Below are 20,484 nucleotides of genomic sequence, written 5' to 3'. Positions count from 1 at the left end.
ACCACAGGTCCTGAAGGAGAACATCACCCATGGCCGTTCATGATCGCGGTCGTGGTGACCCTCCGTGGCTCCGGCACTGAAAGTGATCCAGAACCCAGGTTCAACCGCCGCCGACACCTTGTGGACAGTCATCGTCCCGAATTGGGCCACCTCGTAGTGGGGGTTGCCACGTCCCAGCGTTCCAAGGTGTCGGCCTGCGGGTGTCGTCGATTGCGTCGGTGTAGGAGATGTGCACACGCAGCTGGGAGGGATCTCCAGCCAGCAGGGAGGGCGCATTTACCGCTGCAGCGCAGCGACGCGCCACGGGCGACAGGCCAGTCGCCAAGATCAAATTCATATGACTGGCCCGTCAGCCGACATGCGAGATACGGGCCTCAGGTCTGCTCCAGCAGCTCTGCGCAGATCCGGCCCCAGCTCGGTCGGGTCACGTCCCCTGTGATGGTGTAGGCGATCAATCGTCCGTAGCGTTCGAGGTGTTGGGGAGCGCGGGGGTGGTGTGGTCGGCGTGTTCGGCGGCGTAGATGGCCGTCATGCTGCCTTCGGAGAGGTAGCGGCGGGGGAAGGCGATCCATTCGTCGTGCTCTATCTTCCTCTCTGGGATCGCCCAGCCATTCGTAGGGTTGCGGCACCCAGGGAATCGGGTGTGGCTTTCGTCGTGCTGCCGACTGTGGCTCGAGATGCTTGGCCACCCGGCTCCCCACGACGACTCGGCCGCCGATTGGGAAGTGCGAGAAAGTCGCTGTGTAGAGCAATGCCGGCGAGGTCGTCTGCGGTACGGACAGCACGAGTCTGCACGTCAGGAGCACGATGAGCCGGATATGGGCGGGGATCGACAGCGGCAAGGGCCACCACCACGGCCTGGCCCTGGACGCCGAGGGCAACACGCAGTTGTCGCGCCGTGTCGTGAACGATGAACCAGAGCTGCTGCAACTGATCGGTGACGTCTTGGACGTGGCCGCGGGAGACGAGGTGACCTGGGCGATCGACATGACCGGCGGCGAGCCGGCGCTTCTACTGGCCCTGCTCATTGCGCACGGCCAGAAAGTCCTCTACATACCCGGACGCCTTGTCAACCGCGCCTCCGACGGCTACCGCGGCGAAGGCAAGACCGACGCCCGCGACGCCTACGTCATCGCCGACCAGGCCCGCATGCGGCGCGATCTGCGTCCGATCAACCTCGGCGATGAGGCCGCGATCGAACTCAAACTGCTGACCGGGCGCCGGACGGACCTGGTCGAGGACCGCACCCGGACGGTGAATCGGCTGCGCGGCTCTTTGTTGAGTCTCTTCCCCGCGCTCGAGCGGGAATTGGACATCACCTATGTCGGTCCTCTCAAGCTACTGACCGGGTACCAGACCCCGGCGGCGATCCGCCGGACCGGAATTGCGCGGCTGGCAAAGTGGCTGGCCAACCGCAAGGTCAAGAACTCAAGGTCTCTCGCGGAGCGAGCCGTTGAGGCCGCCGAGCGCCAGCAGACATCCGTGCCCGCAGAAAAAACCATCGCCCAGCTGGTTCGCACCCTGGCCGAGGAGGTGATTGCCCTCAACGAGCGGATTGGCGAGATCGACGGGCTCATCGAGGAGCGGTTCCGAAGCCACGAACTGGCCCACATTGTCCAGAGCCTGCCCGGCGTCGGGACCGTGCTCGGGGCGGAATTTCTGGCCGCTGTCGGCGGCAACCTGGACGGCTTCGCTTCCCCGGACGCGTTGGCGGCCTTCGCCGGGGTTGCTCCCGCGCCGCGCGACTCCGGCAAGGTCAGCGGCAACCGGCACCGCCCCAGCCAGTACCACCGCCGACTCCAACGGGTCTTCTATACCTCTGCGTTGGTCAGCATCCGCTGCGACCCGAATTCCCGGCAGTTCTATGACCGCAAGCGCGCGGAGGGCAAGCGCCACGTCCAGGCCGTGCTCGCCCTGGCCCGGCGACGCGTGAACGTCTTGTGGGCCCTGATCCGTGACCGGCGGTGCTATGAGGTCGCACCGCCCGCAGTCGCCCCGGCTTGACATCCGCATTGGGAAGCATCTCGCTGAGCACGGCGGTGACCAGCCGTTCGAGGGCGGCCGGGTTGGGGAAGACCTGCACGACGTCGGTGCGGCGCTTGATCTCGCGGTTGATCCGCTCCAGGGGGTTCGAGGACTGGATCTTCTTCCAGTGGGAGATGGGAAAAGCGGCGAAGGCGGTCAGGTCTTCCTTGGCGTCCAGAAGCATCTGCCTGACCTTGGGGAACTGCTGCCCGAGCATGTCGGCCACCGCATCGAGCTGGTGATGGACGGCTTCGGCTGTGGGCTGGATGAAGATGGTGCGGATGGTGGCCGCGACCATTTCGCCGGATCCCTTGGGGATCACGGAGAACACATTCCTCAGGAAGTGAACACGACAACGCTGCCAGGCGGCGCCGAGCATGACCTTGCGGATCGCGGCCACAAGGCCGCTGTGGCTGTCGGAGATGACCAGACGGACACCGCCCAGGCCGCGTTCGCGCAAGGAGCGCAGGAACTCGCTCCAGAATGCTTCGGTCTCGCTGTCACCGACCATCACGCCCAGCACCTCGCGGCCGCCGTCCTCGCTGATGCCGGTGGCGATGACCACGGCCTGGGAGACGATCCGGTGGTTCACGCGCACCTTGCAGTAGGTCGCGTCCAGGTAGAGGTAGGGGAAGCGGCTGTGGTCCAGGGGCCGGCCGCGGAAGACGGTGAGCTGTTCGTCCAGGTCACTGCAGATCCGTGAGACCTCGCTCTTGGAGATGCCGCTGTCCGCGCCAAGCGCTTTGACCAGGTCGTCGACCGAGCGGGTGGACACCCCGTGCACGTACGCCTCCATGATGACCGCATACAGAGCCTGGTCGATGCGGCGCCGCCGTTCCAGCAGGCTGGGGAAGAAGCTGCCGCTGCGCAGCTTCGGGATGGCCAGGTTCAGATCGCCTGCCTGGGTGGCGAGGGTCTTGTCCCGGTGGCCGTTGCGGAAGGCGGTGCGGGCGTCGGTGTGCTCGTTCCACTGGGCGTTGATCCGGCCGCTGAGTTCGGCCTCGATCAGCTCTTGCAGCATGCGCTCGGCGACGTTGCGGACGAGCTCGATCCCGTCCGCCGTGCGTAGTGACTCCAGCAGGCGTTGTAGGTCAGACTGGGACAAGGCCATCGGGCACCTCCAGGGTTGAACTGGCCGTTCACCAGGGAGATTTGCACGGTGGCCTGCCTTATGCGCAGGGAGCGGAGACCGTCACCGGATGCACGCCCCGGGCACCCGCCCGCGCACACCCGCACGGTGATCGCCTACACCATCACGCGGGACGCCATCCTCGGTCGGGTGCCGTCGACCGGGCGTACGGCTGTGAGCCGGCGGCCGTCGAGGAACGTATCGAGCCGATCGCCCGTCAGGGTGGCCAGCCGCTCACATTGAGCACGGCGGTTCACCTCTACCCGTGCTGACACGTTGACGTCGGCTGCGCGACTTCCACTTCACGGGCATGCGGCCCGGAACTGACTCGCGCACGGTGAAGCCGATGCACAGGCGCCAGCGGCCTTCTCTCACCGCCTCCGCCTGGCCGCGGATGCCTCGTCGCCCACGAGCGCGGTCGATGTGCACCCGCACCGCGCCCTTGATCAGCCTGCTTCCGTCAAGGCCGCGTGCGCGGCGGCGAGGATCTCCCCGGAGAGCGGGGAGCCCTTGGTGGCCCGGGACAGGACCAGCGCACCGAACAGGGTGCAGAGGCGGACGATGCCGTCCTGGTCGTCGGTGGCGAGGAAATCGGCGAAGTCGGCCACCCCTTCGGCGTAGACGCGACGGGCCTCGCGCCCCCCGCCCTCCCGCGCGATGTCGGTGGCGAGCGCGGCGACCGGGCAGCCGTCCGCCGGGTCGTCGCGGTGCTCGGCGGAGAGGTAGGTGTCGATCAGCGCCTGCTGGGCGGCGGCGCGCTGCCCGTCGTGCCGCTCGAGCCCGGCGCTGTGGCGTCGGGCGAGCTCGGCGAAGGCGTGGGCGGTGGCCTCGTCGACGAGCGCTTCCTTGGAGGCGAACTGCTTGTAGAAGGCACCGTGGGTCAGGCCGGCCGCCGTCATCAGGTCGGCGACGCTGACCTGTGTGCCCTGCTCCCGGAACAGCCGGGATGCGGTGTCCACCACCCGCCTGCGATTTTCCTCCGCCTGTGCCTGCGATACGCGGCCCATGACCACCTCCCATTTGGATGTCGACTGGCATCTATCGTAGACCCATGTTTAGATTGGATGTGTAATCTAATTTGTTGCGGGCGGCCGACGGCACCCGCCAGGACCAGGAGCAGGCATGGAACTGAACAACGCGGTCGCGGTCGTCACCGGCGCAAACCGGGGGCTCGGGCGGCACTTGTCCGCTCAGCTCGTGGAGCGCGGGGCGAAGGTGTACGGCGCGGCCCGGCGCCCCGAGACGGTCGACGTGCCGGGTGTCATCCCGCTGCGGTTGGACGTCACGGACGAGGCGTCGATACGGGAGGCCGCCCGCGTGGCGTCCGACGCGACACTGCTGATCAACAACGCGGGGATATCCACCGGCGCGACGCTGATCGGAGGCGACGTGGCTGAGGTGCGCCGGGAGATGGAGACCAACTTCTTCGGTCCGCTCGCCGCGACCCGGGCCTTCGCCCCGGTCATCGAGGGCAACGGCGGCGGCGCCGTACTCAACGTCCTGTCCGCCCTGTCCTGGTTCCACCCGGCTGGCCTCGGCTCCTACGCGGCCTCCAAGGCCGCCGCTTGGGCGCTGAGCGACGCGACCCGTGAGGAGCTGGCACCGCGCGGGATCACCGTCTCGGCGCTGCACGTCGGCTACATGGACACCGACATGGCCGCCGGCGTGCCCGCCGATCAAAAGGTCGCCGCCGCCGACGTCGCAGCCCAGGCCCTGTACGGCATCGAGACCGGCCTGCCCGAGATCCTCGCCGACGAGACCAGCCGGTACGTCAAGCAGAGCCTGTCCGCGGCACCCCAGCCGAACGCGGGCTGACGCTCACCCCTCCACCCCGGCGCGACCGTCTTCCCACCCCTCATGCAAGGACGTCTCATGCGTTACACGACCTTCGGGCACCGGACCGGACTGCGCGTGTCCGAGTACGCGCTCGGCACGGCGAACTTCGGCACCGGCTGGGGCGCCGGCGCCGAGCCGGACGAGGCACGCCGGATCTTTGACCGGTTCGCCGAGGCCGGCGGCACCTTCCTCGACAGCGCGGACGGCTACCAGTTCGGCGAGTCGGAAGAGCTGACCGGAAAGCTGATCTCCGCCGACCGCGACCACTTCGTACTGGCCACGAAGTTCGCCCTTGGCGCCGCCCCTCAGCCGGACATCTCCAGGACGGGCAACAGCCGCAAGAACATGGTCGCCTCGGTGGAGGCCAGCCTGAAGCGCCTGGGCACCGACTACATCGACCTGCTGTGGGTGCACTTCCCCGACGAGCTCACTTCGATGGAGGAACTCCTGCGCGGACTCGACGACCTGGTGAGCGCCGGCAAGATCCACCACGCCGCGCTGTCCAACTTCCCCGCCTGGCGCGTCTCGCGCGCGGTAACCCTCGCGGACCTGAAGAACTGGGCCCCGATCGTGGGCATCCAGCACGAGTACAGCCTCGTCGAGCGCACCGCAGACCGCGAACTCCTGCCCATGGCCGAGAGCCTCGGACTCGGCGCCACCCTGTGGTCCCCGCTCGGCGGCGGACTGCTCACCAGCAAATACCGCAGCTCCGCCGAGGGACGCCTGAGCGACCTGGGCATGGTCATCCACACCGAGAGCACCGACCAGAAGACCGCCGTCGTCGACACCGTCCTGGCCGTCGCCGAGGAGACCGGCGTGACGCCCGCCCAGGCGGCGGTGGCCTGGGTGCGCGAGCGCGCCGCCCGCTCCGTGGCCACACTCGTCCCGATCATCGGCCCGCGCAACCTCTCCCAGCTCGACAGCTACCTCGGCGCCCTCGACGTCCAGCTGACCGACGAGCAGTACACCCGCCTGACCGAGGTCAGCGCGGTGCCGCTCAGCGCGCCCCATGAGGGGATCGCCGCCTCCCTGGACCGCCTCCAGGGAGGCTCCGCCGACCGCGTCATCGCCCCGGTCGTGCCGGTGGCCTGATGGGTGAACGCGGCTGAGGACGCGGTGCGCCCGCGCCGCAGCCAGGAGAGCAACACAAACTATCTCGTACTGGGAGAAGCCCGGGCCGAGCGGAGACCCCGACCTTTCACGGACGGGAAACGGAACGGAGACGACGATGAAGGCTTTCATGGTCGAGAAGTACGGCGACCAAGCCGGGATGCGCGCCGCCGAAACACCCGACCCCCAGATAGGTGCCGACGACGTCCTGGTCAAGATCCACGCGGCGGGCGTCAACCCGCTGGACCTCAGGATCCGCAACGGAGACTTCAAGGCGTTCATGCCCTACCGTCTCCCGCTCATTCTGGGCAACGACCTCGCCGGGACGGTCGTCCGGGTCGGCCCGTCCGTCACCCGCTTCGCGGTGGGCGACGAGGTCTACGCTCGGCCCGACAAGGACCGCATCGGTACCTTCGCCGAACTCATCGCCGTCCACCAGGACGACCTGGCACCCAAACCGGCCACCCTCACCATGGCCGAGGCCGCCTCCCTCCCCCTGGTCGCCCTGACCGCATGGCAGGCACTGGTCGAGCGGGCACGCGTGCAGCCGGGCCAGAAGGTCCTCATCCACGCGGGCGCCGGCGGCCTCGGCTCCGTCGCCGTCCAGCTGGCCAAGGCGCTGGGCGCGCACGTGGCCACCACCGTGAGCACCGCCAAGGTCGACTTGGCCAAGGATCTCGGCGCGGACGTCGTCGTCGACTACCGCACTCAGGACTTCGAAGAGGTCCTCGACGGCTACGACGTCGTCCTCGACAGCCTCGGCGGCGAGAACCTCGCCAAGTCCCTGCGCGTTCTCAAGCCCGGCGGCACAGTCATCAGCGTCGCGGGCCCGCCCGACCCGGCCTTCGCCCGCGAACTGGGCGCGAACCTGATCCTCCGCCTGGCCATGACCGCCCTCAGCTTCAAAACCCGACGCAACGCCAAGCGCCACGGTGTGACGTACTCGTTCCTGTTCATGAAGGCCAGCGGCGACCAACTGCGCGAACTCACCCCCCTCATCGACACCGGGAAGATCCGCCCCGTCGTCGACCGCGTCTTCCCGTTCGAAGAAACCCTCCAGGCCATGGAATACGTCGAAAAGGGACGGGCGAAGGCCGGCAAAGTCGTCGTCGCGATGACCTAAGGGCGGGAATGGGTCCCAGGCGCCAGTCACCTCCGACAACAAGAAGACCCTGCACACCCCACTCCCCCGCCACACCACCTCAGGACCCGGCCATGAGCACACCGTCCAGTTCCCCCGCCCCGATGTCGTACAAGAACACGCCGAACCGCTCCGTGTCCGTGCGTGGCGTGACCTTCGTCTACCGGCAGCTCGGCCCGGACGACGGCGTACCACTGATCCTCCTCAACCACCTGTCCGCAGTCCTGGACAACTGGGATCCCCGCGTCGTCGACGGACTCGCCGCCCAGCGCCCCGTGATCACCTTCGACAACCGTGGCGTCGGCACGTCCGGCGGCTCCACACCCGACACGATCGAGGCGATGGCCCGCGACACCGTGCTGTTCATCCGGGCCCTCGGGTACGACAAGGTCGACCTGCTCGGCCTGTCGATGGGCGGCTTCATCGGCCAGGTCATCGCCGCAGAAGAACCCGATCTTGTACGCAAGCTCATCCTCGCGGGCACGGGACCCGCCGGAGGCCCGGCATCGACAAGGTCACAAGCCTCACCATCAAGGACACCGTCAAGGCCGTCCTGACCCGCAAAGACCCGAAGCAGTACCTCTTCTTCACCGACACCGCGGGTGGCCGCCGGGCGGCCCACGCCTTCCTGGAACGACTGAAGGAACGTACGGACGACCGCGACAAAGCCATCTCGCTCTCATCATTCCGCGCCCAGCTGAAGGCCATCCACCACTGGGGCCGCCAGGCACCGGCCGACCTGTCGCCCATCTACCAACCGGCCCTGGTGGCCAACGGTGAGAGCGATCGAATGGTCCCGAGCGTCAACACAGTCGACCTGGCGGGCCGGCTGCCCCATGGCGAACTCGAACCCCTCTACCCCGACGCCGGACACGGCGGGATCTTCCAGTACCACGACAGATTCGTCCCGCGGCGCTTGAATTCCTGGGACCGTAGCCAGCCGCCAGACCAGGTCCAGGGCCCCTGCCCGCACCCAGCGAGGCCGGCACCAGGAAATCCGTCCTCGCACATCGCCACCACTCTGGGAGCCCCTCGACCGGCTCACCCAACTGCCCGACCCAGGCTGACCAGCCAATTCCCCGTCCCTTCGACAGCACCTCAACAACCGAACCAGTGGAACCCGGCGCCACCCCGAGGCGACACTCGGATCTTCGGCCTGCACACCCTCAACCCACGGCACGAAAACGGGTCCGCCGACTCCGTCGGCGGACCGTCATGAAACTTCGAGGCTAACGCGCTGCTCGTCGGGTTAAGCACGACAAGTCGACTGACCCGGCCATCTGATCCAGGACGACCACCTCACGCTCCGTCAGAAACAGCGTCGAACGAGCGCCAAGACATTTCCCGAACCCGTCCCTTACGGAGTTGAGGCAGAGCGTTCTCGACCCACGTCCCCGCTGCGAAACCGCAGGTGAGACACGTGGCGGGAACCTGCAGCATGCTCCACACGGTGGACCTACGGAAACATGTCGGCACGACCCGCCCGCAACCTGGGGAATCAGTAAATCAGCAGGTCAGAGGCCCTTCGCAGCAGGCTCCAGAATCGCCACGCACTCCACGTGCGACGTCATCGGGAAGATGTCGCCGGAGCTCACCCTGCGAGAACCAGCAGGTCAGACATAGTTTATGGGCACCGAGGAGCCGCTTCCATTTGTCCGGAGCGTCAAACGAGCGTCACGTCCGCGACAGGTCGGTTTCTGCTCGACGGGTAAGGAAGCGACAGATGCGCGGAAGTACGGTCGGTGATTGCTTTCCGGCTGCGGCGGAAGCGTGTCATGCAGCCGGTCAGTCGACAGGCGGCTCGGCCAGCCGGAGCCGGTGTGTCCGGAAGTGTCCTCGCGCCGTGGCATTCCACAGACTGTCTCGAGAATGACAGTGTGGACTCGGAGGGTTCACGTCTCGGTGGGAACCCTCGGAGCGAATGGGGCTCGTTTGCCTGTGCCCAGGGAAGCGCGGAGAGGTCTCCGCAATGGGCGGTGATCGGGCCGATACGTGGTGGACAGCAGCCCCGGACCGAAACGGCCCCGCAGAGGGGGATTGCCCCATTTTTGCAGGTGCGATTCAGTCCCTGGTGGCGCGGTCCTGGTGATCAGCGGGCTGTGGAACTGGGGTTGGTGGCTGTTGATGTGTCGGGGTGGAGGGTGAAGACTCGGTCCAGGCCGACGATACGCAGGATCCGGGCGGTGTTGGCGGGGACTGCGGCCAGGGCCATGTCGCCGCTCTGTTCCGTAGCCAGGTTGCGTGTCGCCAGCAATGCGGTGATGCCGCTGGAGTCGCAGAATTCCAGGCCGGACAGATCCAGGACCAGCAGTTGTCCACTGGCGAGGGTGAGACGGTCCACGGCCTGGCGGAGTTCGGGTGCCGTCGCATGGTCGAGGTCACCGGTGATCTCCAGTACGGGACCGGTGGCCGCGTCTCGGGCAGTGATCGTCAGCGGGCTCATATCAGGTCTTCACTCGCGGGGTGGGAAGCGGGGCGGGCACGCCGAGGGCGAGCAGCGCTGTGTCGTCGTCGAGTCCGTCGCCGAAGCCGGCGAGGAGCCCGGTCAGGGCGGCTATAAGGGCCTGGGGCCCCGTGGCGGACTGTTCGGCGGTGAAGGCGCGCAGGGCGTCATCGCCGTAGAGCTCACGATCGGGCCCGGTGCGGGCTTCGGTCAGGCCGTCGGTGTAGAGCAGCAGGGTGTCGCCGGGCGACAGCTGGGTCCGGGCGGGTGTGAACTGTGCCTGGGGCAGGACGCCGATGAGCATGCCGCCGGGGGTGGGCAGGTAATGCGCGGTGCCGTCGGCGCGTTGGATCAGTGCGGAGGGGTGGCCGCCGGAGGCCAAGTGCACGCTGACGTGGTCGCTGCCCGGGCGCAGGACGCCGAATATCGCGGTGCAGTAGCGAGTGTCGCCGCTGGTGTACCGCTCGTGCAGCACGGTGTTCAGGGTGCTCAGCACGGTGACGGGGTCCGGGTCGTGCAGGGCGGCCGCCCGCAGCGTGTAGCGGGTCAGTGAGGTGACCGCGGCGGCCTGGGGGCCTTTGCCACACACGTCGCCGAGGAAGAACGCCCACCGGTCCGCGTCGAGGGGGAACAGGTCGTAGAAGTCTCCGCCGAGAAGATCCGGGGAGGCGGTGTGGTAGTAGGAGCCGGCTTCCAGGCCCGGAACCGTGGGCAGTTCGGCGGGCAGCAGGCTCTGCTGGAGGACGGCGAGGGCTTCCTGAAGTCGTTCGCGGTCGGCCTCGGCCTGCCGGCGCGCTTCTTCGGCCGCCTGACGTCCGCGCAGCAGCTCGGTCTCGTAGGCGCGACGGTCTCGGGCGTCGAAGATCGTGGTGCGGACTAGCATCGGTCCACCGTCGTCGCCGGTCTTCACCTTCGAGGTGACGAGCACCGGCAACCTCTGCCCGTCAGTGGCTTTGATGTCCAGGGCGATGCCGCTGACCTCGCCGTTCATTTGCAACAGCGGGGCGAAGTGCGTCTCGTGGTAGAGCTTGCCGCCCACGGTGAGCAGATCGGTGAACCGCATCCGGCCCACCACCTGCCGCCGCGAAAGACCCAGCCACTCCAGAAGGGTGGTGTTGATCTTCGCGATGGTGCCGTCCATCAGCGTTGACAGGTAGCCACAGGGCGCCTGCTCGTACAGTTCCTCTGCGCTGTCCTCCAGCAGAGCAGTGAAGGCCACGTCGGTGGCTTCCATGTCTTGCTCCTCGTCCAAATATTGATCGCTGCGGCACATCAGCGTGCCACTTCTATGAAGTCGGCGATCGCCACCGCGGTGGCCTGCGGTGCGCTCAATTGCGGGCAGTGCCCCGTAGCCTCCAGCGTGACCAGGCGGCTGCCCGGGATCGCGTCGTTGACGAAGGCACCGACCTCGCGGGGGGCGATCACGTCCTGCTTGCATTCCAGCACCAGCGTCGGCATCGCGACCGTCTTGAGGTCGGCGCGGCTGTCGGACAGGAACGTCGTGCGCGCGAAGACCCGGGCCATGTCCGGGTCGGTCGCGCAGAACGAGGTGGTCAGCTCCTGGCCGAGTTCCGGCCGGTCCGCGTTCCCCATGATCACCGGGGCCATCGCAGCGGACCAGCCCAGATAGTTCGACTCCAGCGAATCCAGCAGCTCATCGATGTCCTCCGCGCTGAAACCGCCCCTGTACCCGTCATCGTCGATGTAGCGGGGCGAGGGAGCCACCATTACCAGATGGGAGAACCGCTGCGGCGCCTTCGCCGCCGCGAGCACCCCGACCATGGCACTGACCGAATGCCCCACGAAGATCACATCCCGCAGGTCCAACTCCTCACAGACCTCCAGCACATCCGAGGCATAGCCCTCCAACGAGCTGTAGCGCTGCTCACTCCAGGCCGAAGGGTCCGAGCGGCCGGAGCCCACGTAGTCGAACAGCACCACCCGGAAGTCCACGGCCAGCATGGGGACCACCAGACGCCACATGTTCTGGTCACACCCGAACCCGTGCGCCAGCAGGAGCACCGGCCCGTCCGCACGGCCGGTGACGGTGACGTTGTTCCTGCGACGAATATCCATGCCCACCAGTTTCCCATTACTCGGGGCGAGCGAGCCGAAGCCACCGCCCCGGCCCGAACCGGCGCCGGAGCCAAAAGCAGGGGCGCCGGTCCGGCTGCGGGAGTTGTGGTCGTCCGTAGGTGCAGGGTTCATTCCGAACCTTCCTTGATGGGCACGTATCAAGGAATTCCCGCCGCGCAAGAGCAGTGCGGGAACCACAAGAACGAGCCGAATGGAATGCGAAAGAAAATCTGGCCTGCAGTGAATCTGGTACGTATGCAGGCGATGAAAAAAGTGGCGTCATATGGACGTGAAATCCAGAGCTTCAGACGGGTGCAGCTTCGGGGACCCATCGCCCGCAGGCATTATCCAAGGACGCGGGCACTGCGGTAAATGCCCGCAGCGGGGTGCGCGCACCCCGAGAGGTGCGGGCCCCCGCTGCAGAGTGCGCGTCGGCGTCAGACGGGAACGATGTTCTCCGCCGTCGGGCCCTTCTGGCTCGGCGCGATGTCGAAGGTGACCTTCTGACCTTCGAGCAATTCGCGGAAGCCCTGGGAGGCGATGTTCGAGAAGTGGGCGAACACGTCGGCACCCCCACCGTCCTGCTCGATGAATCCGAAACCCTTCGCCGCGTTGAACCACTTCACGGTGCCAGACGCCATGTCAAATCTCCTTTGGGCAGTGCGCCGGGACCCGCAATGCGCGGATACCGGGTCGCCGCGATGACACCCTCCCGGAATGACCGGAAATACAAAAACGCTTCCATCGGCTGAAAGTACCGTTGGAGGCGCTTGAAGTTTGGGAACCAAGACTGCAACTGAGATCGACAGTAGCATGCCCATACCGGCCGGCGTGCGTCACAAAATTCCATTCTGCTCTCTGCGGTAAGAACACTCTCAGCATGGGGCGTTAAACCCTCACCTCGCGGTCGTAGCTATTAATCCACAGCTGACCTCGATTCTTCACGAGTGGCGTGAACTCGGCCCGATCGACGGTGCGCCCGTAATGATCTCTGCCCTTCGAGGGCGGGCCTTCGCGTGACGCTGCGGGTGCGCCGGGCTCCACGGGCCGTGGGCGCTGCTGGTCGTCCTCCTTCCTGGTCTTCGTCGGGGCGGTATTTTGGCGCCGCCAGGTGGCAGCCGGGAGATCGGAGAGGCGGGTCCAGGCGGTGGTGAACGCGGTGGCCCAGGGCCAGGTGGACTCGATCCGCAGCCATCGGCCGCGGGCGTGTTTCGTCAGGCGGGCGGGCAGGTGGTAAAGCCGGAAGCGCATGGTGTCCGGCTCGGCGGCGGCGAGGTGATCGACGTCGTGGAGGGCGAGGAGGCGGTCAGCTTCGCGAACTGCCGCCTTGAGGGCTGCACCCGGCGGACGATCAGCCGCATCCCCTGCGGCCATCCCTCGTGGATGTTCAGGCCGGTCAGCTCCGCGACGAAGTAGCCCTCCTGCGTCTCGCCGTTCTGCTTCCGCGAGGTCTCCCATGCCCGCTCCGGGAGCCTGGCGATCGCTGTCCCGTCGGCATCGGTCACCTTCCAGCCCACCTGTAACGCACCTTCCGACGTGCGGTATTGAGGGCTTCGAGGTGCTTCAGCAGGCCGTGGGTGGCGCCCACGCCGTCGACCCGGACGAGGATTTCGGCGTGGGAGGAGTCAGACATCTGTTCCAGTGCGGACACCAGGACCCGGACATGATCGGCGACCGTGTTCGCGCCGGCATCGCCCGGCCGCAGCTCCATGGCCAGGGACTCTCTGGTGTTCGCGCACCAGGCCACCAGCGGATGGAATCCGAAGGTCTTCTTGAACGTGACCGCCGCAAGCTCCTTCTTCGAGGCTGCGGTGATGATCGTGGCGTCGAGGTCGATGACGATCCAGCCCGTCAGACGCCGGCCCGGCAACCGTCAGCCAGGGAAAGTCCCCGGGCCGCAGGTGCAGCCGGGACCACACATGCCGGCGCACTCGACGGCGGGCCTTCGCCACCTGCCCCAGCGTCGTCTCGTCGAGTGCGGCCAGGGTCCGGCGGGCGGTGGAGTCCGAGGCGGGCGGACTGAACAACGGCCGGTGACGGAGCTGGAGCCGCTCGGCCTCCAGCAGGTTCGTCGCCCCAGCGTGATCGACACCGCGAGCTGCACCAGCAGCGCGGACCGGTTCCGCTGGCCAGGCCCGCCCACCGGCAACACCCTCGCCAACGCCGGGGCCAGCCCGACCCGGTCCGCACACCGCCGCAGCAGTGCCTCCCCGGCGTGTCCGACCAGTCCCTGCCGTCGGCCCGCACGGCCGACCGCCGGTCCCACTCTGTACGCTCGGTCACCAGAAAAATGCCTTGATCTTCTGCCCGATACGTCCTCAACAAACGCATCCTTGCAGGTCAACGGCACCTTTCTACTGTCGGGGCGTCAGCCCGTCAATTCCGGTGAATAGCCAGGGCTGACGCAGACGCCGCCCGTCCGAACGCCCTGCCGCCGGACAGAACGGCCCGCGTGTCACACCCCGACATGTGTGTGCGGGATCCGCCGGAACCCGGACGCACCGTCTCAGGACACGGGCGGACCGGACGGTCCGGCTGTCCGACGGTGTTCGGCGTTGATGCGCTGGGCTTCTTCGAGTTGGTCTTCGAGGATGATGATGCGGCAGGCGGCGTCGATGGGGGTGCCGTTGTCGACGAGTTCGCGGGCGCGGGCGGCGATGCGCAGTTGGTAGCGGGAGTAGCGTCGATGGCCGCCCGCTGAGCGGAGCGGGGTGATGAGGCGGGCTTCGCCGAGGGCGCGGAGAAAGCCCTGGGTGGTGCCGAGCAACGCTGCGGCCCGGCCCATGGTGTAGGCGGGGTAGTCGTCGTCGTCGAGCCGGCCGAACGAGTCGTCTGCTGTCACTTGCACCTCTCCGAGAAACGCGTGGAGGGGCCCCGGCGCTATTCGCGCCAGGGCCCCGAAGGAACTGCTACACCATCTGCCGACCCTGATACTGCGCCGGCCTACTGTTTCCGCAGACCCGACCAAGATTGCTGTCGGGACGCGGGGATCGCGGTTGCTCGACCGGAGACCACCTCACTATCGATGTCCTGCGGTACCCGGGCTCAGCCATTCCGCCCGGGCGATCCTGATGGCGCCTCGCTCCTCCGTTCTTTCCCTCTTTGATCAACTAACTGCCGGTACTGCTCTACTGCTGGTGTTACGAACCGCTCAGTGACCTGTCACAGCGCCACTCTCCGGCAGCCAGCCCCGTCGCCCGTCCTGCGTTTGCTCTGGCTTAGAACCCCACTGCCGAACCTCCCGGTGCGCGCGCCCGCAGCCGACGCCTTCACCGAGGAACCACTTACTGACTTCACTGCTGGGTCTTGCGAACTGCACCTACAGGTACTGCCACTGCATCAACTGCGGTCCTGCTCACGGCGGCCCCTGATCACTGCGAGCCACCCGGTCCGGCCGTCAGCCCCGTCGCCGTCCTGCGACAACCCTGGCTCCGAAACTCCACCACCGCACCGCCCTGCACATTCCAACTACATGTACTACTGCCTGGCAGTTCGTGTCTGCCAGGCCCTGCCGATCTCGGCTACGAGAGAAACCATAGCCAGACGATCTCCCAATGTCTACTCCAGCCAACATAGATTTTTGTGCGTTCGGCGGGGAGGTAAGCGACCTCGACGGCGGCGGAGGCTGGCACCCGTCACTGCCAGGGCGAGAGGGCGAAAGGTCCGCGGCAATGTGCAGCGGGCAGAAGAGTGTCGTCGCGCGATCCAAAAACCCTGGGACCCCAACGAGGAGCATCAACGCCACAACCGCCCGCTCACCCGCTGGCCGGCGAGGACCTCGGTATGCGGGCTTGGTGTGTCGCACGGACAAGGCGTACGGCCGCCGAGTCCGGGGCGGACGTTGGCGTCCGTTCAGGGGCTCCGTGGTGCAATGACACTGCCCGGCACCGGGCCCTGGCGCCGCCCCCTCGGCCCACTCGGCAGGGGGCACTGCGCTGGCGGGCAGTAAAGAGCGAGGAGTCACCGTGACCGTATGCGGGCCTGGCGAAGAAGGCAGGCCGACCACTCGTCTTCCTGACAGCAGCGGCGGCCGGGGCGGGGCGATGACCTTGGCGGGGACGCTGGCGGCGGCGGAGGCCGCGGCGCCCGTGGAGTCGCTCGACGTGGTCGCGCGCATGCTCAAAGAGCGACTCGGGGCCGCGGCGGTATCGTTCCTGATCACCGACTTCAGCGGCGGCTCGGTTGTGCGGCTGGGGGCGGCGGGCAGCGTCGAGACCGACGAGCCCGCGCGGCGCATCACGCTGCGGGGCACCCTGTACGACGACGTGATCCGCACCCAGCGGCCGAGGGTGGAGGACAAGGGCGAGGGCGGTCTGGTGCGGCTCGTCGCCCCGGTGACCAACCGCGGGGACGCCATCGGGCTCCTGGAACTGTTCTTGCCCGTCGCGCCTGACGCGGAGGTGATGCAAGAGGTCAGCGAGACGGCGCACGCCCTGGCGTACATCGTCATCGCGAACCGGTCCTTCACCGACGTATACCAGTGGGGCCGCCGCACCGCCCCGCTGAGCCTGGCCGCCGAGATCCAGCACAGGCTGCTCCCGGCATCACTGGCATGTGAGGCGGCCCAGTTCGCGGTCGCCGGGGCGCTGGAGCCGGCCGATCACGTCGGGGGTGACACCTTCGACTACGTGATCGACCGGGACACGGTCCAGCTCTCCGTCACCGACGCCATGGGCCACGATGTCGATGCCGCTCTGCTCGCAACTCTCCTGGTGGGCGCCCTGCGCCGGGCACGGCGGGCCGGTGCCGGCCTCGCCGAACAGGGCGATCAGGCCGATCAGGCCGTGCGCGAGCACGGCCGCCACGGCTACGTCACCGGGCAGCTCCTGCGCATCAGCCTGCTCGACGGCACCGCCGAGTTCATCAACGCCGGGCACCCCCGGCCACTGAGGATGCGGGACGGACAGGTGCGGGAGATCACTCCGAAGATCGATATGCCGTTCGGCTTCCACGCACCGCACAGCTACCGGGTCCAGTCGCTGGACCTGCGGCCGGGCGACCGGCTGGTGATGCTGACCGACGGCATGCTGGAGCGCAACGCCAACAGCCTCGATCTGCCGGACCTGATCGTCCGCACCCGCGCGCTGCATCCCCGCGAGGCCGCCCGCACCCTCATCGCCGCGGTCGTCGAGGCCAACCACGGTCACCTGCAGGACGACGCGACCGTCATGTGCCTCGACTGGCACGGCATCGGCCACTCCCATCGGAACGCCGACACCGGCGCCAACCTCGCCGACGCCTCCGCCCCTCACCTCCGGAGCAGACCACCTGCGGACAATGACCCTGAGACCGCTCCACCCCCCGCTTCGGCCGACCCGTCGCGGCCCGGCACGCGGCAACGTGCGTGACCAGCGGCCCTGGCCAAAACGTTGTCGCGGTCAGTAGACGGCCAGGGAGATGGCGATGTAGTGCGCCGTGAAGGCCGCCACGGTCAGGGCGTGGAACACCTCGTGGAAGCCGAACCAGCGCGGTGAGGGATCGGGGCGCTGGAGGGCGTAGACGACCGCGCCCGCGCTGTAAAGAAGACCGCCGGCCACGACCAGGGTGAGTACGGCCGCTCCGCCGGCGTGCAGGAAGTCGGGCAGGTAGCGCACCGGTGCCCACCCCAGCGCCAGGTAGCACGGGGTGTACAGCCAGCGCGGAGCTCCCACCCACAGGACCCGGAAGGCGATGCCGACCAGTGCGCCCGCCCACACGATCCACAGCAGCACGGACCGCTGGCCCGGCGGGAGAAGGAGCACCGCAAGGGGCGTGCAGGTGCCGGCGATGATCAGGAAGATGTTGGCGTGGTCGAGACGCCGCAGGACCGCCTCGCCGTGCGGCCCCCAGGTGCCACGGTGGTAGATGGCGCTCGTTGCGAACAGCAGCCAGGCGGTGACCGAGTACACGGCGCAGGCCACGGCTGCCTGCGGGGTGCGGGTCAGACAGATGAGCACGATGCCCGCGATCAGTGCGGCGGGGACCATCCCGGCATGCAGCCAGCCCCGCAGCCTCGGCTTGATCGGTTCGGCCAGATCGGCCGCCCGCTCCACCAGAGCGGCAACCGAGTGCCCGCTCTCCCCATCTTGTGATCCGCAGAGCAGCCCGTCTTCATGGTGTTCTCCACGCGCTGCGGCGGCGTACGTGTATTCGGCTTCAGCGGCGTCGTGCGACACGGCTTCTCGTCCTCCCTCGGACTCCTGGGCATCACCGGTGATCATGCGGCCATGCTAAAAGACTCGCCCAGACAGTTTTCTGCAAGGCCGGTCTCGAAACAGCCAGGCCGCGTCGCCGGAAATGGGTCACTTCGCCGCCGTGTGAACTCCGGCCCGTTGCTGCTGCCGCCCATTGGGCTCGAAGCGGAATAGATCAGCTGCTCATGGGAACGATCAGAGCTCCCGAGCGGGTATCTCCGCTCCCTGCGCGCAAGGATCGCCGATGCTTCCTGAGGTCCGCCCCCACCTGTCCGGCCCCCTCGCCGACCAGTTGGAACACCAACTGGGTCTGGTTCCGCAACAGGAAGCCGGCGATCTCGATGTACAGCGCGTCGCCGGCATCGCCGTCGTCGCGGCCGCCCACTCCGATGGGTATGCGGCCACCGGTCACCTCCTGGGGCTGCTGGCCGCTCTGCCTGCCCCCGCCAAGGCAGGAGAACGCTTCTGGTCGGAGCTGTGGAGGTCTTCGGGCACCGCGTACCTGCTGCCTGCCAACATCAAGGCTGCGGTGCTGCGTTCCCTGGCGGGAGAAGGAATCGTGCTGGCCCGACAGATCCTGTCGGCTGTCGATGAGATGACCCCGCCCCAGCGCGTCGCAGCCGGGGAGGTGATCGGTCAGGCCCTCGCCGAGTCCGACCATTTTCCCGACCTCAAGACACAGGTCATCGGAGAACTGTGGCTCCGTGACCTCGAACTCACCGCCTGGCGCGTCCTGCACGCAGACCGCAGGTCCGACGATCCGACAGGACGCAAAGCATTCCTCGATGCCTGGAGCAGGGTCTGAGCTTCAGCACTTGCTGTCGTGATGGGTGAACAGTTCCAGCCGTGCCCGGACAGGCACGTGTGCGTCCGCAGGATGGCGGAGGGTGCCGTCCAGGCAGAGGAGGTAGCGCGTGCGCCGTCCGGCGCGCTCCCGGCGCAGGTAGCCGGCCTGTTCAAGATCGTGACGATGTTCTGGGCGGTTCGCTGGGTGACGTGGCAAGCCGCGGCGATGTAGCGAAGGCGGGCGGCAGGGGCGCGGGCGATGACCATCAGCACGCGGTTGTGGTTGGTGAGGAAGCTCCACTTCCCGGTCTGCTCGTTCACCATCTGCTCCGTTCTTCGATGTTGCCCAGCTGTGAACGCCGCAGGGAATTCGGTTTCATCACCATCAGTGGCAGGCCGTGAGTGTCGACCCCTCGACCGCGGTGGCGGCCGTTGATCCCTTTTTGCCAGGGTCGGAGCTGTGAGAGTCTTCCCACGGTCGAAGCCACTTTGCCTGCCTGCGAGGCGCTGACCGTGGCCACCGCCCTGACTCCGTTGCCCATCTGGCGGCGGATCCGTCCGGTCAGCACCTCCCGCACACCGGGGGAACCTCAGGGTGGCCAGTAAATATAATCGGCCCATGTCGAAGCCTGACGAGCTGCTCGTTGACGTCGCCGCCCTGGTGGAGTCCGGGCAGAGCAACCAGATGTCCCTGACCGTGGTCACCGGTGGTGCTGTCATCACCGGGCGGCTTGCTCCCGAAGCAGTGTGGCGGCAGAGGGTGTCGGACGTGCTGACGGATTCCGCCCGCCTGGGAGAATTCTCAGCCGTCTTCGGCACCCCCGCGAAGAACGGGCCGCCCACGCATCTGCACTTCCATGTCGCCCGGATCCTGCAGGGCACGGTGGGGATCCCGGAGACGGGCGGGATGTACCGCGTGGCGATCGCCGACGTTGGCGCCTGGACCGTGGGCGACTTCAGCTATTCCGACCACTGAGCAACGAGTGCGGCGGGAACCCGTTGCAAGCAGTGTGGGCCAGACCGGCGCGTGCCGGTCAGGCCCACACTGCTGTTCAGGTGTCGGCTTCGTGCCTGTTTCCCTCGGTCAGACGGACAGGGGGGTGCCGAGCATCGCGGAAGCGTGCTGGAGCGGGCTGAGGATGCGTACGGGTGCGGCCTCGGGGAGGGTACGGCAGGTGAAGCCGAGCTGCGTCATGGCCCGCAGGACTTCGCCGGCGCTGAAATCACGTCGGTCCTGGCGGGTGATGACCTGGCCGACCTGCTTGACAGGGTAGTGGCGGCGGCCGATGATCACGGATTCGCCGGTACCCAGTTCGGGCTTGATGCCCTTCATCGATTCCAGCACGCCGCTCTTGGTGAGCTCGAAGGGGAAGCGGGCGATGACACAGCGCATGTGACCTCACAGAGAGAAGCGGGAGAACGGTCCGGCCAGGGTGAGACGGTTCAGCGGGAGAGGGCGAGTACGCCCAGGGCGCTGCCTTGTCCGTCGACCACCGGCAGGGCACCGAGCCGGCGGGAGCGCATCCCGTGCTCGGCTTCGGCCGTCGTGGCCACGGATGTAGTGAACGACCCGTGGTTGCCGAGGATCTCGCGCAGGCGGACGCGGTCCGTGTAGGCGGAGCTGTCGCGGACGGCGGTGAGTTCGGCCTGGGTGACCAGGCCGGTGCACTGGCCGTCCTGGTCACAGACGACCAGCCGACCCGTGCGTGCGGCGGCCATGACCGACAGCGCCACCTCGACACTCATGTCGTCGCAGACCTGCGGT

At 67.5% G+C, this 20,484-nt stretch carries 20 protein-coding genes and 1 pseudogene; 8 read left to right on the top strand and 13 right to left on the bottom strand.

All coding sequences use genetic code 11. The features are described from left to right. Window positions 1–807 precede the first annotated feature (807 nt). Entirely contained in the window at window positions 808–2,004 is a 1,197-nt protein-coding gene (locus ACFYR3_RS44355; RefSeq protein WP_389288019.1) for an IS110 family transposase, read from the top strand. Between the two features lie 19 nt (window positions 2,005–2,023). On the opposite strand, the pseudogene ACFYR3_RS44350 reads toward ACFYR3_RS44355, so the two are convergent. Continuing rightward, a pseudogene (locus ACFYR3_RS44350) lies at window positions 2,024–3,136 on the bottom strand (IS256 family transposase); the annotation flags it as partial. A gap of 464 nt (window positions 3,137–3,600) precedes the next feature. Then, a complete protein-coding gene (locus ACFYR3_RS44345; RefSeq protein WP_355858323.1) occupies window positions 3,601–4,161 on the bottom strand; it encodes a TetR family transcriptional regulator in 561 nt (186 codons plus the stop codon). 115 nt (window positions 4,162–4,276) lie between these two features. On the opposite strand from ACFYR3_RS44345, the gene ACFYR3_RS44340 reads away from it, so the two are divergent. From ACFYR3_RS44340 to ACFYR3_RS44325, 4 genes are all read left to right on the top strand, one after another. Continuing rightward, window positions 4,277–4,969, top strand: coding sequence for an SDR family oxidoreductase (locus ACFYR3_RS44340; protein ID WP_356784709.1), 693 nt, complete (start codon window positions 4,277–4,279; stop codon window positions 4,967–4,969). A gap of 57 nt (window positions 4,970–5,026) precedes the next feature. After that, window positions 5,027–6,082 (top strand): aldo/keto reductase, encoded by a 1,056-nt coding sequence (locus tag ACFYR3_RS44335; RefSeq protein WP_389288016.1) that lies wholly within the window; start codon window positions 5,027–5,029, stop codon window positions 6,080–6,082. A 136-nt stretch (window positions 6,083–6,218) separates the two neighbouring features. Then, complete coding sequence (locus ACFYR3_RS44330) at window positions 6,219–7,223, top strand: NADP-dependent oxidoreductase (RefSeq protein ID WP_389288014.1); 1,005 nt, start codon at window positions 6,219–6,221, stop codon at window positions 7,221–7,223. 92 nt (window positions 7,224–7,315) lie between these two features. Next, complete coding sequence (locus ACFYR3_RS44325) at window positions 7,316–7,798, top strand: alpha/beta fold hydrolase (RefSeq protein ID WP_389288012.1); 483 nt, start codon at window positions 7,316–7,318, stop codon at window positions 7,796–7,798. Between the two features lie 1,532 nt (window positions 7,799–9,330). On the opposite strand, the gene ACFYR3_RS44320 is transcribed toward ACFYR3_RS44325, so the two are convergent. The 8 genes from ACFYR3_RS44320 to ACFYR3_RS44285 all read right to left on the bottom strand — a co-directional run bounded on the left by ACFYR3_RS44320 (window position 9,331) and on the right by ACFYR3_RS44285 (window position 14,602). Beyond that, on the bottom strand, window positions 9,331–9,684 hold the full coding sequence (locus ACFYR3_RS44320) for an STAS domain-containing protein (protein WP_355858308.1): 354 nt from the start codon (window positions 9,682–9,684) through the stop codon (window positions 9,331–9,333). A 1-nt stretch (window position 9,685) separates the two neighbouring features. After that, entirely contained in the window at window positions 9,686–10,957 is a 1,272-nt protein-coding gene (locus ACFYR3_RS44315; protein WP_355858305.1) for a SpoIIE family protein phosphatase, read from the bottom strand. Then, on the bottom strand, window positions 10,957–11,760 hold the full coding sequence (locus ACFYR3_RS44310; RefSeq protein ID WP_355858332.1) for an alpha/beta hydrolase: 804 nt from the start codon (window positions 11,758–11,760) through the stop codon (window positions 10,957–10,959). Before ACFYR3_RS44310 ends, ACFYR3_RS44315 begins: the two co-directional genes overlap by 1 nt. 437 nt (window positions 11,761–12,197) lie before the next feature. Further along, on the bottom strand, window positions 12,198–12,401 hold the full coding sequence (locus ACFYR3_RS44305) for a cold-shock protein (protein ID WP_261709056.1): 204 nt from the start codon (window positions 12,399–12,401) through the stop codon (window positions 12,198–12,200). Between the two features lie 247 nt (window positions 12,402–12,648). Next, window positions 12,649–13,011 carry a hypothetical protein gene (locus ACFYR3_RS44300; RefSeq protein WP_355858302.1) on the bottom strand — a complete coding sequence of 121 codons (363 nt, stop codon included), beginning with the start codon at window positions 13,009–13,011 and terminating at the stop codon, window positions 12,649–12,651. Further along, window positions 12,975–13,265: a hypothetical protein gene (locus ACFYR3_RS44295; RefSeq protein WP_355858299.1), complete on the bottom strand. Its 291-nt coding sequence runs from the start codon at window positions 13,263–13,265 to the stop codon at window positions 12,975–12,977. The genes ACFYR3_RS44300 and ACFYR3_RS44295 overlap by 37 nt, the downstream gene beginning before the upstream one ends. After that, complete coding sequence (locus tag ACFYR3_RS44290; protein ID WP_355858296.1) at window positions 13,262–13,630, bottom strand: transposase; 369 nt, start codon at window positions 13,628–13,630, stop codon at window positions 13,262–13,264. The genes ACFYR3_RS44295 and ACFYR3_RS44290 overlap by 4 nt, the downstream gene beginning before the upstream one ends. Window positions 13,631–14,266: 636 nt before the next feature. After that, window positions 14,267–14,602, bottom strand: a complete 336-nt coding sequence (locus ACFYR3_RS44285) for a MerR family transcriptional regulator (RefSeq protein WP_326784461.1) — start codon at window positions 14,600–14,602, stop codon at window positions 14,267–14,269. 1,201 nt (window positions 14,603–15,803) lie between these two features. Here ACFYR3_RS44285 and ACFYR3_RS44280 point away from each other — a divergent pair. Next, the gene (locus ACFYR3_RS44280; RefSeq protein WP_389288008.1) at window positions 15,804–17,108 is read left to right on the top strand and encodes a PP2C family protein-serine/threonine phosphatase; all 1,305 of its coding nucleotides are present in this window, start codon (window positions 15,804–15,806) and stop codon (window positions 17,106–17,108) included. Between the two features lie 30 nt (window positions 17,109–17,138). Here ACFYR3_RS44280 and ACFYR3_RS44275 read toward each other — a convergent pair whose 3' ends face one another. Further along, window positions 17,139–17,960, bottom strand: a complete 822-nt coding sequence (locus ACFYR3_RS44275) for a hemolysin III family protein (RefSeq protein ID WP_355858900.1) — start codon at window positions 17,958–17,960, stop codon at window positions 17,139–17,141. Window positions 17,961–18,177: 217 nt separating this feature from the next. On the opposite strand from ACFYR3_RS44275, the gene ACFYR3_RS44270 reads away from it, so the two are divergent. After that, on the top strand, window positions 18,178–18,738 hold the full coding sequence (locus tag ACFYR3_RS44270; protein WP_389288006.1) for a hypothetical protein: 561 nt from the start codon (window positions 18,178–18,180) through the stop codon (window positions 18,736–18,738). A gap of 600 nt (window positions 18,739–19,338) precedes the next feature. Next, window positions 19,339–19,695: a hypothetical protein gene (locus ACFYR3_RS44265; protein WP_389288004.1), complete on the top strand. Its 357-nt coding sequence runs from the start codon at window positions 19,339–19,341 to the stop codon at window positions 19,693–19,695. 108 nt (window positions 19,696–19,803) lie between these two features. On the opposite strand, the gene ACFYR3_RS44260 is transcribed toward ACFYR3_RS44265, so the two are convergent. Beyond that, window positions 19,804–20,112 carry an SCO5918 family protein gene (locus ACFYR3_RS44260; protein ID WP_261710029.1) on the bottom strand — a complete coding sequence of 103 codons (309 nt, stop codon included), beginning with the start codon at window positions 20,110–20,112 and terminating at the stop codon, window positions 19,804–19,806. 50 nt (window positions 20,113–20,162) lie between these two features. Further along, window positions 20,163–20,484: CBS domain-containing protein (locus tag ACFYR3_RS44255; protein WP_389288002.1), on the bottom strand; the 322-nt coding region annotated here is incomplete at its 5' end.

It is taken from the genome of Streptomyces sp. NPDC005784 (assembly GCF_042871525.1).
Classification (GTDB): Bacteria; Actinomycetota; Actinomycetes; order Streptomycetales; family Streptomycetaceae; genus Streptomyces.
This window is presented reverse-complemented; position numbering and strand designations above follow the sequence as displayed.